Origin of the sequence: Microvirga alba (assembly GCF_015694465.1) — a bacterium.
GTDB classification, from domain to species: domain Bacteria; phylum Pseudomonadota; class Alphaproteobacteria; order Rhizobiales; family Beijerinckiaceae; genus Microvirga; species Microvirga alba.
In genome coordinates this window covers 22,318-35,062 of the sequence record NZ_JADQDO010000017.1, presented here as the reverse complement: position 1 = coordinate 35,062, position 12,745 = coordinate 22,318, and the positions used below count along the sequence as shown (strand labels likewise).

Here is a 12,745-nt window from a genome sequence, read left to right as displayed (position 1 = left end):
ACGGCCCCCGTAATCGTGCCCGTGTTCATCAACCGGTCGTTACCCGAGCCCAGCGACACTGCTCCGGTAATCGTAGCTGAGTTATCGACCGTGTCGTTCCCGCCGTTGAGCTGAATAGATCCGACAATCGTTCCGGTGTTCTTCACAGTATCTTGCCCGATCCAGCCCCGGATAGCTGTCCCGACGTAACTGTTTATTTCACCTACGTTGCGAACCTCGATACCGCTGCCGCCGTCTCCCGCATCGTCGGAAGGGTCGTTCGTAAAGCCGGTGTCGACACACCAACCGTTGAAACTAAACACGCGGGCGCTTGCTCCATTGATAAGGAGCTGAGGTTTATAGGTTCCGGTCCAAATCGAATTGGCGTATTTGAACCAAATTGCGGTTCCGCCAACGCCACCGGCCTGAACTGTTCCAGCATTATATATGATAGCGCCTTTTTGTTCTGCAACGAAGACATGAGAATTCTTCCCACTTACCTGCAGATATGCGCTAGAGCTGATCTCGTAATAAGAATCTGCTGCAGTGTTACTAAACGTGTAATTGTCCGTATTCACTGTAACTGAGCTGCTATAGTAGAACTCTGCCATATCTCTTCCCCGTCCTCGATTGCCTTGATGTCGTTGGTTGATTTGCCCCACGCGAGGGAAATCGTTCATATCCGATGTTGTAAATACGCCAATTAAAACGTTATATCAATCCAACTAGTATCCCGCTAATAGAGGCGATGAAAGCTCAATATGAGGCTTCATTCCGACTTTTGGTGTTGTTATATCATCAATATCAAAACGCGCCGCCCTTCCGCCCAAAGGGCCGGCAGAGCGACCCCGAGGCGGCTACGCCGCCGCCTTCCGTCCGCCTTGGCATTCGAGGCCCAGGTGAACGATCCGATTTTTCCGATTCCGCAAGCCCGTCCCCAATCTGCGAGCGCCGCCGCGCTTCGCTTCCCTCTGGCGAGCGCGACGCGGTGCCCGTGCTCGGCTTTCCCCCGCCAACCCCTTCAGTTGATCCCGAACAACCGGGCTGCAGGCCCTTCCCTGCCGCTCGTTTCAGATCACCGCGAACATCGCTTTGGGGCTGCTTCTTGGGTCAACAACAATCACGGTCTCCCCCTTCGGCGGACCCTCCGAGATTCTTGTCTGACCCCGCAGCTCCCTCCGCTTCACAAGATCGCGTCGAAACGCGCAGCACAGGAGAGAACCATGCGCTCACTCAATGAACTCAACCTTATGGGACGGGTCGGCTCGGTTAAGCCCTTCGGCAAAACCGCCAAAGTCTCGGTCGCCACCGATCGCCGCCGCAAAGTCAACGACGAATGGCAGTCAGTGACGGAATGGACTGAAGTCACGATCCTGAAGGAAAAGACGGCCAAGTGGGTGTGCGAGAATGTCGGCAAGGGTGATCTCGTTTTCGCCAAGGCCCGCGTCATCAACGGTTCTTACGAGAAAGACGGCGAGCCGGTCTATACCGTCGAGATCCTCGCTGAACGCTTCGTCCGCCTCGCCAAGAAGGGCGAGGAGCAGCCGGACCAGCTGGACGACGATGAAGATGACATCCCGTTCTAGGCCGATGACCGCAAAGGCGGGGGCTAGCGCCCTCGCCTTCCCTCTCACAAACGGATGTCCACGACCTCTCGCATGAAAAACCTGCAAGATCTCGCTCCCGTCATCATTCTCATTGCTGGCGCCGGCGCGGCCGTCGCGTTGAGCGCCTCCGCTCGCTTCGGCGCTGCGGCCGGCCCTCCTGGCGGGCCGAACACTACGCTGGCCGAGGTCGCGCCAAAGCGCGGCATGTTTGTGCGCGTCATCGACGGCGACACGCTCGAAGATCCCGAAACGCGCGTCGTCTATCGCCTCTCCGGCGCGGACGCCTGCGAGGCGACACAGCGCGCCTTTCTCAATGGCCAGCCGTGGCCGTGCGGTGCAGTCGCGACGGCCTGGCTCGTAGAGGCAACGCTCGGCAAGCCCGTGACCTGCTCCGCAGTCACAGCGAGCCCGGATCGATACCGCCGCATCCTTTCACGATGCTCAAGCCCGGATCATGCCGACCTGGCGGCCGACATGATCCGCGCCGGTATCGCCGTCGCTTATCGCTTCAAGGACAAGCCGACCGACCTCGTCTATGCCCGCCTCGAGGAAGTTGCTCGAGGCGAACGCCGGGGCCTCTGGCAAAGCCAGTTCGTCATGCCCTGGATTTATCGCGCGGACAATTCCAAGGAGACAAACCCATGAAATCCGGAGCTTTCTTCAATCTGGAGGCCGAAACGTCAGACTCGCTCGTCGTTCCGCGGTCGTTTGGAGGGACGAATTTTGCGAAGGGCGGGGACGTCAAACGTCGCGTTCTAGCCGTTTCGTTGGACGGACAGTTAGAGCTTGAATTGCTCGATTCCGACACAGTTCTCGAAGGTGTTTTTAGAGCGCGTGACCTCAGCACAGGCGAAGTTCTTCAATTGGCCGGTTGGCTTTGGGAGTTTCAAGATTTGGACGAGGCGTTTGATGGCATTTGATGTGCATCAGATCGACGTCGAAGGCCTACCTTTGTGGGTGTTTTCCTTGGGGCAACACGAGGGCTTTTTTCACTATGACGTGCGCGTTTTGGACATCGACGAGCATGGAAAAGCGCTAGGTTTGGCGCGGCTTTTTGAGTGTCCCGTTGGCGCGAATGTTGACCTGAGCGCGAAGGAGGCTTGTGACCAGCTCCTGAGCCTGAAAGAGAAAATCGCCGATTACCGAGGCTTCGTTCAGCACGAATTGGAACGGAAGAATTTTGGCGCTCTCGCAAGCGAGCCGGGCTCTACTCCGGCCTAAGGCCTCCGCCGAACCCCCTATCAGGGTTTCGTCCCGTGCGGGTAACGATCCCTCGCGCTGCCCCCTCAGGACCGACAGGCGCGTGATGTTGGGGTCGGATTTTGATAAGGTCTATCGGAAGGTCATGGCTTGCAATTCAACGAACATTTTCGATGACGCTGTGGCAAGAAATTTCCGTCCATCTTTCAATTTGCATACAAACGTCACGTCCTTGCCTCTACCGCCTGCCAGAAGGCCCGCGAGCAACCCTACAGGGCCAAGCAAAACCGCTCCGGCCACTCCCCATCCAATAGTTCCGCCGAGACGCTTCACGGATTCCTCTGATGCAACCTCAACGCTCTCAACGGCATCGAGACGCACCGTCTCTCGGAAGAAACCTTTCGGCTTCTTCATTAAAAGCTTCCCGCGTAAGAATTGGTGTTCATTTCCCTTGCGGAAATCACCTGCATGAACGGTGAAGCGCCCTAGTGCCATGGTAATCCCCCATCAACAGGTACCCCCCGATTGAAGCCGCCTGTATTGCGTGTAAACATTTATCAAAGATTGAAACACAAAAGGAAGGCCTCTGATGACTGGCATATACGATGGGTTGCCTGACGTGGGGGCGAGACGGTATGCGCAATCTCTATTCAGTTACGACGGCACAAGAGGCCATGCGTCGCCTGTTCAAGGTTCGCCACGATAGCGTGGGCAAAAAAGGCCTTTTCATCAAAGAGAATGCGGCGAACATTTGGATGGCCGGATTCGCCATTATAGCGATTTCGTATTTCACATTCTCCCCCTCAGGAGCGGAATATCGAACATTGGACTTCATCATCAGGGCCGCCATCATCTTCGGCAGCACTATTCCCACGATAGTTTTGCACTTTCTCTTCTCACCCAAGGATGACGAGTGACCTGACCACAGGCCCTCGGCACCCCTTCGGCGTTTTATGGGAAGCGCGGGGGCCTCGGGCCTGCTCCGCTGACGCTCCGGGCGCTGCTACCGCTTAACGCGCCTGGACAGGTCGAGACAGCGAGGGTGAACCCCCTCCCCTGTCTCCTCTAGCCTCAAGATGAGGCTGATGCACCGCCTCGGCGGATGCAGTCGGTCCCGTGGCCGACCGCTTTGCGGTCGCCGCTATGCTGGCACTCCTGCGGCTGCATTTTACCCGCCGATTCCGGCCGGCACTCGGTTCCGCGTCCCGGCTGCGCCGTCGCTATGCTGACGCTCCTGCGGGTGCCGCTTTACAGAGTTCGGTTGAGGCCGTCGCCAGCGACGAGCTTTTCAAAAGTGTTAAGTGCGCGGGAAAGGAGGGCTCTGCCCTCCCTCTCCCTGCAACCCATTCGCAGCCGGTCTCCCCATCCTTCGGGCTCTCGCCCTGCAGGACCGCTCTACGGCGGCCGCCAGGCGCGTTCCGCGCCCCAGTGGGTGATCCCCCTCCGGCTTCCAGAGTTGCCCCCTCTCCGACCCGCGTTCGCCACGTGGCAGGGCCGCAGGCCGTAGGCCAGCGACCGAAAATCAGGAGAGAGAAACATGACGGCAACCGATAAGCCTGATCGCTACCGACAAACACCAGACGGGCAACCAACCGTCGCGGATATGGTGAAGCCCGGTATGACCGTTCGGACTAGCTACGGGACGGGCGGAATCGTCACCAACGTTTCGGGACCGCACCCGATTTGGAATCCCCTCAAGCTGGACTACCCGGAAGGGTTGGAAACGTATTCGATCGTCTACGCCACCCCTGAAAAGTATGGACGGCACACGGGCAAGGATCTCGGGTGTCTGAATGAACTCGTCGCCGTGGATGGCCGGATTCTGAAGCTTTTTGGGGCCAACGAGGACGAGGTTCTCGTCGAGCCGGTGCCCACACAATTCCCGGTAAATCGGGCCGGTCAGCTCGCGCTGTTTTGAGGCTTTTGGCGGCCTCGCCCTCTCAGCCTATTTATGGCAACGTTACAACAAGCGGTTAAATCTCCCTTCTTTCGTGACACGGAGCTATCCATGAACAAACTCGTACTCATCGTCCTGGCGGCTGTTATTGGAGCTGCTATCGGTTACGCGGGCCTCAACTATATTGAGAACCAACGAATTGCCGCTGCGCAGCTTGAGATCATGCAAAAACAACAAGCCGCTACGGACGCCGAGGCGGCCAAGAGAAAGAAAATGATTGATGATTTCGGCAAGGCTTTGGCGAACTGAGTTTTAGGGGGAGGCCCGAGAGCCTCCTTTTCTTTTGCACTGAAAGCAAGCCTTTCCGTTGGTTTCCGAAGGTTAACTTTCCGCAGCCTTCGGAAGGCAAGGCTTCCGAAGGTTTCCGTAGGTTTTCTGTGGAAAACGGTCGGAAACTTTTCTTTCCTTCGGCTTCCGGTTGGTTCCCATTATTTCCTTTCCTTAGGAATGGTTTAACTTTCTTTCGTTAGGGTGCCTTTAGTGGGGTAAGGCAAAGGAGGGCAAAGGATGCCTGTAATTTCTATGGTGAGTTCAAAGGGCGGGGCAGGGAAGACCACAGCCGCCGTCGTTCTAGCTTCCGTCTATGCGGACGCGGGGGGCAGCGTGGCGCTTTTGGACGCTGACCCCAACCAACCAATCGCCGCATGGGCGCGCGATCCGAATTTGATGCCGGGAGAACCTTGGGCTCAGAACCCCGAGCTTCCGCCTACCCTTAGAGTCATCCCCAACGTCACAGAGAACAATATCATCGAGACGATTGAGGAGGAATCCGGCCGTAATCAGTTCGTTTTGGTGGACCTGGAAGGTTCGGCCAATATCGCCCTATCCTATGCCATGGGCCAGTCTGATGTCGTCGTCATCCCGGTTCAGGCCTCGCAGCTCGACGCCGACGAGGCCGCAAAGACCATCAAGCTCGTCTACCGGCAGAAAAAGACGATCAGAGCGGACATTGACTGCGCCGTCGTTTGGCAACGGGCCAACGCGGCCATCTTGACCCAATCCGCCAAAGCCATTCAGCAGCAGTTTGAGGAGGCAAACATTCCGATCCTCGAAACCAAGCTGATCGAGCGAGAGGCCTACAAGGCTCTTTTTGCCTTTGGGACTACCTTAAACGGCCTGGAAGGGAAGGTAGCTGCCCCGCAGCTAGACAAGGCCAAGGTGAACGCAGCGGCCTTCGCTAAAGAGGTGGTAGAACGTTGGAAGGTGAACCATGGCCGAGCGGCGTAAAATCGACGTGAGTCTCGAAATGGACGATATTCCCGTGACCCCCCGACAGGCCTCGCCAGGGGCCAAGGACGCGGCTAAGGCCGTAGCGCAGGCCTCCGGCTTTGATCGGCCCACTGTCCCGACCGAGGCTCCCGCGCCAGCCCCGGGAGCTTTGGCCGCGCCGATCCCGGCACAGTCGCCGACGCGCGCCAGTAGGCAGCGTATCACGGGCCGCACTGAGCAGTTTACCGTGAAACTCCGGCCGGATACCCGCGAGCTGATTTATAGACTTGTCGATCAACTCCGGCTCAAGACCGTTGCCGACGTGATGGAGCTCGCTTTCGAGCGTTTGGAGCAAGACCGGCAGGCGGGAAAAGTCACGCCGAGATAAAAGCCGCTGTCGACCCGAAGGGCTCGGCGCAAGCGAAAGGCCACCCTATTCCGCTATCCTTCTGGCCCTCGGCTCCCCTACAGCGCTTTATGGAATGCGCGGGGGCCTCGGGCCAGCTGCGCTTACGCTCCGGTCGCTACTGCCGTTTCACGCGACTGGACAGCTCAACAGGGAGGCTCAAGGCCTCCCTCTTTTCATTCAGACACAGCGCGCCTCTTTGGCGCAGGATGGGAAGAGAGGCGCGCGGCCCTCTCTCCCCACGCAACCCGCTTACGGCCGGTATCCCCATCCTTCGGCCTAAAGGCCTGCCAGGACCGCCTGCGGCGGCCGTCCAGCCGCTCCGCGCCTTCCCGGTGGGTGATCCCCCTCCGGCCTCCGGGGTTGCCCCCCACTCTCCACGCTGTTCGCCACGAGGCAGGGATGCAGCAGCAGCTTTGCATCCCAAGACCATAAAGGAGAGAACACCATGGCTCAGGTTTCGGCGCTTATTCCGGCAGCTAACCAAAACGTCCCTCAGACCCGCTACGTCTCATGTGTAGAAACCGCCAAGCTTGTTCGGCTGGCTCTCAAGGAGGCCTTTCCCGAGGTCAAATTCAAGGTCAAAAGCAAGACCTACAGCGGCGGCGCTTCCGTGACTGTGAGTTGGGAGGACGGTCCTCTTACGCGCCAGGTCGAGGCGATCGCCAAAGCCTTCCAGGGGGCGACCTTTGACGGCATGACGGATTGCAAGGGTTATTTGGATCATAAGCTTGCGGGCGAGCCCGTTCATTTCGGAGCTAACTACGTCTTTTGCAGCCGCTCCATGAGCGACGGCGCGGAAAAGAATCTGCTCTCCACATTGCGGAGCCTGACCGCTGACGAGTTGGAGCGACTTATCATCCATTACGGGCTGCAAGTTTGGTGCAAGGCCACCGATCAGGTGGAGTCCATCGGGCACCTGATTTTCCAGAACATGCCACGGCCCGAATTCGAGGGGCGGACCTCTAAAATCGTCGAATCTCTTAAGGTTATCCGCTCTTCGTAGGGCGGATTTCCTTTTCCCGCGTTGCCATAGTCAACGACTTAAGCCTGGCTCTCTCGACGGTGCCACGATCCGCTCTTCGCCCCGAAGCAATTGCCTGCCGGCGTCTACCTGTTTGACCAGGGACGCTACGTCGCGGGCGATTTCGGGAGTGACTTTGAGCGATTGCGCCAAGACTTCTATCTGATTGCCTCTGATGGCGCTGCGATCGGCCCCCGAAAGCCGTTGTTGGAAGGCTGCTTCCAGCTTTCCGAATTCCTTTTTCAGCTCGGTCGCCTGAAGACGTTGACCCTTTTCCTCTGGCGAGGCGCTCAGAGCCGCCCGCAGCTCCGGAGAAGGGGAGGGGATTCCAACCCTCATTCGTGCTTGCATGTCCCGATGTTCAGACAGAACCCGCCCCACGGCATCGGGTAAGTCGGGAACGCTGTGCGGCGAAACTAGGTATTTCCTTTCGCCCGGAGCGGGGTGGAATATCGCCTGAAGACTCTCTGATGTTCTCGTCACGTCCAAGGCTTGTTGCCGGACGTGAGGCCTCAAGAACTCGTTCATTGCTCTACCAGGCCGATCAAGTTCCGCCGTTAGGGCTTTCAGGAAATCGCCTTCCTTCGTCGCCGACCAATCAATGTGGATGCCCGCTCTGCGGCACAACTCGCTATGGACAGCCAGGATAGTGCGGCCATTTCCCTCCAGAAAAGGATGAGCATAGGCCAGGGTGCCGAAGACGGTTCCGGGGTTCTCCCGCATAAAGCCCTGATCTTGGCCTTTGGATAGCGCGTACTCGGTGGCAAGCTTGACCTCACCGGGATGCGCGAACAGGTCGTTTCGGCCGCCTTTCGTAATCGCCAGATCCGGAGCGGTCACGCTCCGGTCAGATCCGGCCCAGGACGGATATACATCTGAGAAGAGCCGTTTGTGGGTATCGAGGACGTCTTGATAGGTTAGAGCCCGCTTGTCTTTGAGCGCCGCAAGGGCCTCATCCAAGTTGCTGCGAAAGGCATCCCGCTCAAGGCGCTTGATCACGGCCGGATCGTTCGATCCGACCGCGTTTTTCAAGTATCCGCTTGTTTCGGAGTCGCCGAACGGGTCAAACGTCATCAGGCCGTCTGCTGGACATGCCTGAATAACAGATTGGTCCTCTCGTGGGCGTCTATGACGCCAGCGCGGTACAAGGCCACGAGCAGGTTTTCGGTCTCGTCCGGAGGCGGCAGATCGTCCCCAACCAGGCGCGAGGCTGTCTCGGCAAAATCGTCAGCGGGCGTCTCGCTGTAGACGACGGAATAGATATCCGCGAGGTCCCGAACGTATGCGGCAACCGATTGGTTCGCGGGCTTATGCAGAGCGGCCCTTTGGAGACCCATGCTCATTACTCCAATTGAGACAATACTATAGCAAATCATAGACTTAGCTGCAACTTTCTTTCGGTTCGGAGGCCGAAAGTCGGACGCGGGAGCCGTGCCCAATCCGAGAGAGGACCGGCCAGAGGCGAAGGAGAACGAAACGTGACAATCCGTCAGAAGGTACTTTTTTTGTTGCGGCGGTACCATATTTAGGGTACCAATATACCATCGAAAGGGTACCAAATGGCCTACCACATCAAAGACGAGGCAGTTTTGCAGGCCTTGGAACAACTGCATAAGCGACGTGGCCTGCCCAAAGCGGAGATATTGCGCCGTGTTCTCAAGCACGAGCTGGACGGAGAAATCGAGAAGGTTCCCGTTCGGGAGCGGTTGGCTCCACTCCTTGCGAAAGTCGCAGCAGTTGCAACAATAAAACCCGCGACGTGGGAAGATGACAAGAGGCTTTCCGATGAGCTTTGGGGCGAGTGACCATGTTTCTTGATGCGTCGGCCGTTCTCGGAATCTTGCTTCAAGAGGAAGATCGCGAAGAGCTGTTGGAACGGATAGAGGCCGCGACAACACCTTTGACGACCTCGCCGGTCGCCGTCATGGAAAGCGTTGCGAACCTTGCCTCAAAGGGTAGCATTCCGGTTGAAAAGGCCAACGAGATCGTGGCCGAGTTCATGAAAACACTGAACGTTCGGAATGTCCCGATCACACCGGAAATTGGCGCCCGCGCGATCCGGATATTTGCCAAATACGGGAAGGGTCAGAACCACCCGGCCAGGCTCAACATGGGCGACTGCTTCGCGGCCGCTGTGGCGAAAAATTACGGTATCCCGTTGCTCTACAAGGGCAACGACTTCATTCACACGGACCTGAGATAGGGGAGGCGACCATGCGCCTGATTGCCGAACTGCTTCGGAATGTCGCCTACGTGCTCCTGTATGCCTTTCGGCCTGTCATAAACTTTCTCGGGCAGGTGCTGGGAACGCTTTTCCTGATCGGAGGAGGGCTGACCTATGCCATGGGCGGACCCGTCTACGGCGCGCTCGCAACGCTCGCCATGGGTGTGCTCCTCATCATCCTGGCAGTCGCATGTCAGCCAATTCTCACGGCCTTGGCTCCGACAGGCCTCAAAGACCATAGCCTAACCTAACTTCTTGAGCTGGAAGCGTCTCGAATAAGGCCCTAAGCAGCTGTCCACCCACAGGGCTCCGTAGGAGCAATAGAAAGGCCCCCGCGCTCCCCAAATAGCGCTGTAGGGGGGCTTTCTATTGTGGTCAGGTGCGTTCCAGCTGCCGCGACGGACAGCGGGCCTATCCAGGCGCGTAAGCGGCAGCAGCGCCCGAAGCGAAGCGGAGCAGGCCCGAGGCCCCCGCGCTTCTCATAAAGCGCCGTAGGGGAGCCGAGGGCATGTGGTTAGAGACGCGGTTTCACGCGCCCCATTTATAGCTTTGGTGCAAACCGATTGGCCCCGACAAGGGAGCGCATATCCTCCCGTCTGAAGTAGATTGCGCGCCCGCACCGCAGGGGAGGGCGGCCAGTGACGGCGACGATTTGTTCGTCCAGGCGCATCTGCATAATCTCATGAGGCATGATGAGCGGCCGCCTTTGGCTGTTGGTGGATTCGGAGGCTCTTCCTCCGCCCTTTCCGCCCATCAATCCGGCCGACTTCGAGGTGTTATTGACCTCGATTGTCATGTCGCCGCATCGCTTAGAAAGCTCTTCAGCGGCTCTCAAATCGTTGACCGCCGCGAAGGCGATAAAGGATGCGGACTCGAACCAAGCGGCCTTGCCAGCATCGCCATAGTTGTTGGTGAGCTGCCCGATAGATTGGAACACGAGGAGAAGGGTAATTCCGTACTTGCGGCCCACGTCACGCGCGATCGTGAGGATGCTCATGGTTCCTAGCAGGTTGACCTCATCTAGCATGAACAGAACCCGGTCTGTATGGGTGCCGTCCGCCTGGATCATGGCGTTGATCAACGCCCCGATTATCACCCGGCCGACTGCCGGGTAGGTGGTGAGTGTCTTGACGCTTAGGTTCAGGAATATGTCGATTTTTCCGCTCGCAAGGTCACTTGTCCTGAAGCTGTGGCCGCAGACCAAGTTTGCGTATTCGGGGAACGAGAGCCAGGCCGTATCCTTCGAGGCCGTCGAATAGACGCCGGAGAAGGTATTGTCTGCCATGTTGAGGAACACACCGACCTGTTCCTTGACGAAATTCGAGTCTGTCGTCTCGTGAATTTCAGCCAGCAGTTCCTTGAGCCTTTCTTGCGGGGTCGCAATCAGGCTACGCAGGCCTCGAAGGCTCCTATCCTCGAAATCCTTCGAGAGGACCACATGCGCCAGGAGGCCGGTCAGGAGATTGAACGCCGATGCCTGAAAGTAATTATCGCTACTCGATTGGCCCTTGGGGCTTTCAGCCAAAAGCCATCGGGCGACACTGGCGATATCCTGCTCAGGCGACCGCGAAGTCTCGATCCAGTCTAGGACATTAAAGCCTTGCGGCTTTGCGGGATCGAGGACGACAACCTGCCGTCCGAGATCACGCGTCCGGTAGTCTTTCACGAGCGGCGCAATCTCCGTCGACGGGTCGAGACAGACTAGCGGTCCCTTCCATCTTAAGGCCGTGGGGACCACGGAGCCGGTTGTCTTAAAGCCACCCGAGCCAGCGAAGATGAGACCATGAGTCGAGCCCACGCTACCGTCAAAGGTCAAGAGCGGAGCTTTGCCGCCCTTGCCCCAGGTTGCCGGATCTCTCGGATTAAACCCGACTTCGCAAACAGTATCGAGATCGGGTCGGTATCGTTCTCCGATGACGATACCGCCCGTCTCAGGGAAGCGCTCTGCCGCCTCCTTCATCGTCATCCAATCGGCATCCCCGAGAACGGCTTTTCGGGCTCGCTTGACGGTCGCGCCGCCACCCATAGAGAGGCGGGCTGAGATCCCGACGAGGAGGAGGCCGAAGACGAAACCACTTCCAGCCAAAGGGTCGATATACGAGAGAAGAACGTTCCACCCGAATTGCGATTCATACGGAGCGAGACGGCTATATTCCGTGTAGCCGTAATATGCCGCTGCGATCATGAAGAGGATGAGTGCCGAGCGCGGCGGGATAAGGCGCAGATGACGCGGGAGGAGAAGAACCGGAGGAAGGGTTAGTAGGGGAGGGATAGAGAGGTTCACGAGTGGTAGGATTCTCAAGAACCAATACTGCGTCTGTCCTGCCAGGCGCAGGCCTATCTTAGGCCAAAGGAGCGCCGTCAGACCCCACACGAGGAGAGCGATCAGGACCGGAAAGCCCGCGAGAGCGATGGTCCTAAAATCCGGAAACTGGCGTTTCATGGTTAGGGCTTTCAGAGGAGGAGAGGGACGGTTTAGGCCCCGAGAGGACCTTTTGCCCGAGTTCCTTCAGAGACTCGTATTGTTCCGTCCCTGGACTGATCTTCGCGATCATGAGCAGCGCGCCCATCAGGAAGGCACGGTTTGCATTCAGCAAACCGGCCTTTTGGACCAGGCCGCCCAGAATGATTTTTTCGCGGGTGTCCTTTTTGCGCTCGACAACGGAGGTCGTCTCACGCTGCATTCGGCGCAGCTTCCGTCGAAGTCTGACTATTCGCCTGCGTAGCGGGCTCAGTGACCGGCCGTGAAGCTGAAGGGCTGTAGACGCCCCGAAATCGGTCCGCGAGCTGGGTGAGAGCTTCAAGCAACCTTTCTTCTGGGATCTCGACCGCCATAAGTCCTGCCTTTTCGCAGAGCCTGCCAAGATAAAGTCTCTCCTCGTCCTCCAGTTGGCGCAGCTGCCTTTGAATCCGATCCATCTCCCTTTTGTGTCGTTCCTGCGCCTCTTCGCGCTGTTTCACGAGGGACTCTCTTGATGCGGTACGTGCCATGTTGGCCTCTCTTAGATATTGGCAATGTCATAACATTAAATAGCTCCTTTTCGCTTGCCAAGCCTCAAAGCGCAGATCCTCGAAGACAAACAAAAAACAAGAAAGGTCTGCGAACCCGTAGGGTTTGCAGCTTCCAAAAGGCCTCGGG

The 12,745-nt window shown here is 57.8% G+C and carries 20 protein-coding genes; 13 read left to right on the top strand and 7 right to left on the bottom strand.

What is annotated here, in order from left to right:
- Positions 1-590 (bottom strand): hypothetical protein (locus I2H38_RS19930; RefSeq protein ID WP_407664115.1); only part of this gene is annotated, 590 nt, incomplete at its 3' end.
- Positions 591-1,202: 612 nt separating this feature from the next.
- Here I2H38_RS19930 and I2H38_RS19925 point away from each other — a divergent pair.
- The 4 genes from I2H38_RS19925 (at position 1,203) to I2H38_RS19910 (ending at position 2,807) form a co-directional block, all read left to right on the top strand.
- Positions 1,203-1,565: a single-stranded DNA-binding protein gene (locus tag I2H38_RS19925; RefSeq protein ID WP_196273630.1), complete on the top strand. Its 363-nt coding sequence runs from the start codon at positions 1,203-1,205 to the stop codon at positions 1,563-1,565.
- 72 nt (positions 1,566-1,637) lie between these two features.
- Entirely contained in the window at positions 1,638-2,231 is a 594-nt protein-coding gene (locus I2H38_RS19920) for a thermonuclease family protein (RefSeq protein ID WP_196273629.1), read from the top strand.
- Positions 2,228-2,506, top strand: a complete 279-nt coding sequence (locus I2H38_RS19915) for a hypothetical protein (RefSeq protein WP_196273628.1) — start codon at positions 2,228-2,230, stop codon at positions 2,504-2,506. Before I2H38_RS19920 ends, I2H38_RS19915 begins: the two co-directional genes overlap by 4 nt.
- Positions 2,496-2,807: a hypothetical protein gene (locus I2H38_RS19910; RefSeq protein ID WP_196273627.1), complete on the top strand. Its 312-nt coding sequence runs from the start codon at positions 2,496-2,498 to the stop codon at positions 2,805-2,807. The genes I2H38_RS19915 and I2H38_RS19910 overlap by 11 nt, the downstream gene beginning before the upstream one ends.
- 111 nt (positions 2,808-2,918) lie before the next feature.
- Here the strand turns inward: I2H38_RS19910 and I2H38_RS19905 are convergent, their stop codons facing one another.
- Complete coding sequence (locus tag I2H38_RS19905) at positions 2,919-3,281, bottom strand: hypothetical protein (protein WP_196273626.1); 363 nt, start codon at positions 3,279-3,281, stop codon at positions 2,919-2,921.
- Between the two features lie 140 nt (positions 3,282-3,421).
- Between I2H38_RS19905 and I2H38_RS19900 the strand changes: the two genes are divergently transcribed.
- The 6 genes from I2H38_RS19900 to I2H38_RS19875 all read left to right on the top strand — a co-directional run bounded on the left by I2H38_RS19900 (position 3,422) and on the right by I2H38_RS19875 (position 7,364).
- Positions 3,422-3,703: a hypothetical protein gene (locus tag I2H38_RS19900; protein ID WP_196273625.1), complete on the top strand. Its 282-nt coding sequence runs from the start codon at positions 3,422-3,424 to the stop codon at positions 3,701-3,703.
- A 620-nt stretch (positions 3,704-4,323) separates the two neighbouring features.
- Entirely contained in the window at positions 4,324-4,704 is a 381-nt protein-coding gene (locus I2H38_RS19895) for a hypothetical protein (protein ID WP_196273624.1), read from the top strand.
- A 90-nt stretch (positions 4,705-4,794) separates the two neighbouring features.
- Positions 4,795-4,992 (top strand): hypothetical protein, encoded by a 198-nt coding sequence (locus tag I2H38_RS19890; RefSeq protein ID WP_196273623.1) that lies wholly within the window; start codon positions 4,795-4,797, stop codon positions 4,990-4,992.
- A gap of 258 nt (positions 4,993-5,250) precedes the next feature.
- Positions 5,251-5,970 (top strand): ParA family protein, encoded by a 720-nt coding sequence (locus I2H38_RS19885; protein ID WP_196273622.1) that lies wholly within the window; start codon positions 5,251-5,253, stop codon positions 5,968-5,970.
- Positions 5,954-6,340 carry a hypothetical protein gene (locus I2H38_RS19880; RefSeq protein ID WP_196273621.1) on the top strand — a complete coding sequence of 129 codons (387 nt, stop codon included), beginning with the start codon at positions 5,954-5,956 and terminating at the stop codon, positions 6,338-6,340. The genes I2H38_RS19885 and I2H38_RS19880 overlap by 17 nt, the downstream gene beginning before the upstream one ends.
- A 466-nt stretch (positions 6,341-6,806) precedes the next feature.
- Entirely contained in the window at positions 6,807-7,364 is a 558-nt protein-coding gene (locus I2H38_RS19875; RefSeq protein WP_196273620.1) for an LPD29 domain-containing protein, read from the top strand.
- 30 nt (positions 7,365-7,394) lie between these two features.
- On the opposite strand, the gene I2H38_RS19870 is transcribed toward I2H38_RS19875, so the two are convergent.
- The gene (locus tag I2H38_RS19870; RefSeq protein WP_196273619.1) at positions 7,395-8,456 is read right to left on the bottom strand and encodes a Fic/DOC family protein; all 1,062 of its coding nucleotides are present in this window, start codon (positions 8,454-8,456) and stop codon (positions 7,395-7,397) included.
- Positions 8,456-8,719 carry a hypothetical protein gene (locus tag I2H38_RS19865; RefSeq protein ID WP_196273618.1) on the bottom strand — a complete coding sequence of 88 codons (264 nt, stop codon included), beginning with the start codon at positions 8,717-8,719 and terminating at the stop codon, positions 8,456-8,458. The genes I2H38_RS19870 and I2H38_RS19865 overlap by 1 nt, the downstream gene beginning before the upstream one ends.
- 222 nt (positions 8,720-8,941) lie before the next feature.
- Here I2H38_RS19865 and I2H38_RS19860 point away from each other — a divergent pair, with 222 nt between their 5' ends.
- Genes I2H38_RS19860 through I2H38_RS19850 form a run of 3 tightly spaced genes read left to right on the top strand, consistent with a single transcriptional unit; the run spans position 8,942 to position 9,857 of the window.
- Positions 8,942-9,187, top strand: a complete 246-nt coding sequence (locus I2H38_RS19860) for a type II toxin-antitoxin system VapB family antitoxin (RefSeq protein ID WP_196273617.1) — start codon at positions 8,942-8,944, stop codon at positions 9,185-9,187.
- A gap of 2 nt (positions 9,188-9,189) precedes the next feature.
- A complete protein-coding gene (locus I2H38_RS19855) occupies positions 9,190-9,585 on the top strand; it encodes a type II toxin-antitoxin system VapC family toxin (RefSeq protein ID WP_196273631.1) in 396 nt (131 codons plus the stop codon).
- Between the two features lie 11 nt (positions 9,586-9,596).
- Positions 9,597-9,857 carry a hypothetical protein gene (locus tag I2H38_RS19850; RefSeq protein WP_196273616.1) on the top strand — a complete coding sequence of 87 codons (261 nt, stop codon included), beginning with the start codon at positions 9,597-9,599 and terminating at the stop codon, positions 9,855-9,857.
- 290 nt (positions 9,858-10,147) lie between these two features.
- Here the strand turns inward: I2H38_RS19850 and traG are convergent, their stop codons facing one another.
- The 3 genes from traG to I2H38_RS19835 are packed head-to-tail and all read right to left on the bottom strand — an operon-like array spanning position 10,148 to position 12,597.
- A complete protein-coding gene (gene traG, locus I2H38_RS19845) occupies positions 10,148-12,049 on the bottom strand; it encodes a Ti-type conjugative transfer system protein TraG (RefSeq protein WP_196273615.1) in 1,902 nt (633 codons plus the stop codon).
- On the bottom strand, positions 12,024-12,290 hold the full coding sequence (locus I2H38_RS19840; RefSeq protein WP_196273614.1) for a conjugal transfer protein TraD: 267 nt from the start codon (positions 12,288-12,290) through the stop codon (positions 12,024-12,026). Before I2H38_RS19840 ends, traG begins: the two co-directional genes overlap by 26 nt.
- The gene (locus I2H38_RS19835) at positions 12,280-12,597 is read right to left on the bottom strand and encodes a TraC family protein (RefSeq protein ID WP_196273613.1); all 318 of its coding nucleotides are present in this window, start codon (positions 12,595-12,597) and stop codon (positions 12,280-12,282) included. The genes I2H38_RS19840 and I2H38_RS19835 overlap by 11 nt, the downstream gene beginning before the upstream one ends.
- Between the last annotated feature and the right edge of the window lie 148 nt (positions 12,598-12,745).

What these genes read in the sequence shown, in the direction of transcription:
- I2H38_RS19925 (WP_196273630.1), top strand. Translation starts at nt 1,203, where the DNA reads ATGCGCTCACTCAATGAACTCAACCTTATGGGACGGGTCGGCTCGGTT.
- I2H38_RS19920 (WP_196273629.1), top strand. Translation starts at nt 1,638, where the DNA reads ATGAAAAACCTGCAAGATCTCGCTCCCGTCATCATTCTCATTGCTGGC.
- I2H38_RS19915 (WP_196273628.1), top strand. Translation starts at nt 2,228, where the DNA reads ATGAAATCCGGAGCTTTCTTCAATCTGGAGGCCGAAACGTCAGACTCG.
- I2H38_RS19910 (WP_196273627.1), top strand. Translation starts at nt 2,496, where the DNA reads ATGGCATTTGATGTGCATCAGATCGACGTCGAAGGCCTACCTTTGTGG.
- I2H38_RS19905 (WP_196273626.1), bottom strand. Translation starts at nt 3,281, where the DNA reads ATGGCACTAGGGCGCTTCACCGTTCATGCAGGTGATTTCCGCAAGGGA.
- I2H38_RS19900 (WP_196273625.1), top strand. Translation starts at nt 3,422, where the DNA reads ATGCGCAATCTCTATTCAGTTACGACGGCACAAGAGGCCATGCGTCGC.
- I2H38_RS19895 (WP_196273624.1), top strand. Translation starts at nt 4,324, where the DNA reads ATGACGGCAACCGATAAGCCTGATCGCTACCGACAAACACCAGACGGG.
- I2H38_RS19890 (WP_196273623.1), top strand. Translation starts at nt 4,795, where the DNA reads ATGAACAAACTCGTACTCATCGTCCTGGCGGCTGTTATTGGAGCTGCT.
- I2H38_RS19885 (WP_196273622.1), top strand. Translation starts at nt 5,251, where the DNA reads ATGCCTGTAATTTCTATGGTGAGTTCAAAGGGCGGGGCAGGGAAGACC.
- I2H38_RS19880 (WP_196273621.1), top strand. Translation starts at nt 5,954, where the DNA reads ATGGCCGAGCGGCGTAAAATCGACGTGAGTCTCGAAATGGACGATATT.
- I2H38_RS19875 (WP_196273620.1), top strand. Translation starts at nt 6,807, where the DNA reads ATGGCTCAGGTTTCGGCGCTTATTCCGGCAGCTAACCAAAACGTCCCT.
- I2H38_RS19870 (WP_196273619.1), bottom strand. Translation starts at nt 8,456, where the DNA reads ATGACGTTTGACCCGTTCGGCGACTCCGAAACAAGCGGATACTTGAAA.
- I2H38_RS19865 (WP_196273618.1), bottom strand. Translation starts at nt 8,719, where the DNA reads ATGGGTCTCCAAAGGGCCGCTCTGCATAAGCCCGCGAACCAATCGGTT.
- I2H38_RS19860 (WP_196273617.1), top strand. Translation starts at nt 8,942, where the DNA reads ATGGCCTACCACATCAAAGACGAGGCAGTTTTGCAGGCCTTGGAACAA.
- I2H38_RS19855 (WP_196273631.1), top strand. Translation starts at nt 9,190, where the DNA reads ATGTTTCTTGATGCGTCGGCCGTTCTCGGAATCTTGCTTCAAGAGGAA.
- I2H38_RS19850 (WP_196273616.1), top strand. Translation starts at nt 9,597, where the DNA reads ATGCGCCTGATTGCCGAACTGCTTCGGAATGTCGCCTACGTGCTCCTG.
- traG (WP_196273615.1), bottom strand. Translation starts at nt 12,049, where the DNA reads ATGAAACGCCAGTTTCCGGATTTTAGGACCATCGCTCTCGCGGGCTTT.
- I2H38_RS19840 (WP_196273614.1), bottom strand. Translation starts at nt 12,290, where the DNA reads ATGCAGCGTGAGACGACCTCCGTTGTCGAGCGCAAAAAGGACACCCGC.
- I2H38_RS19835 (WP_196273613.1), bottom strand. Translation starts at nt 12,597, where the DNA reads ATGGCACGTACCGCATCAAGAGAGTCCCTCGTGAAACAGCGCGAAGAG.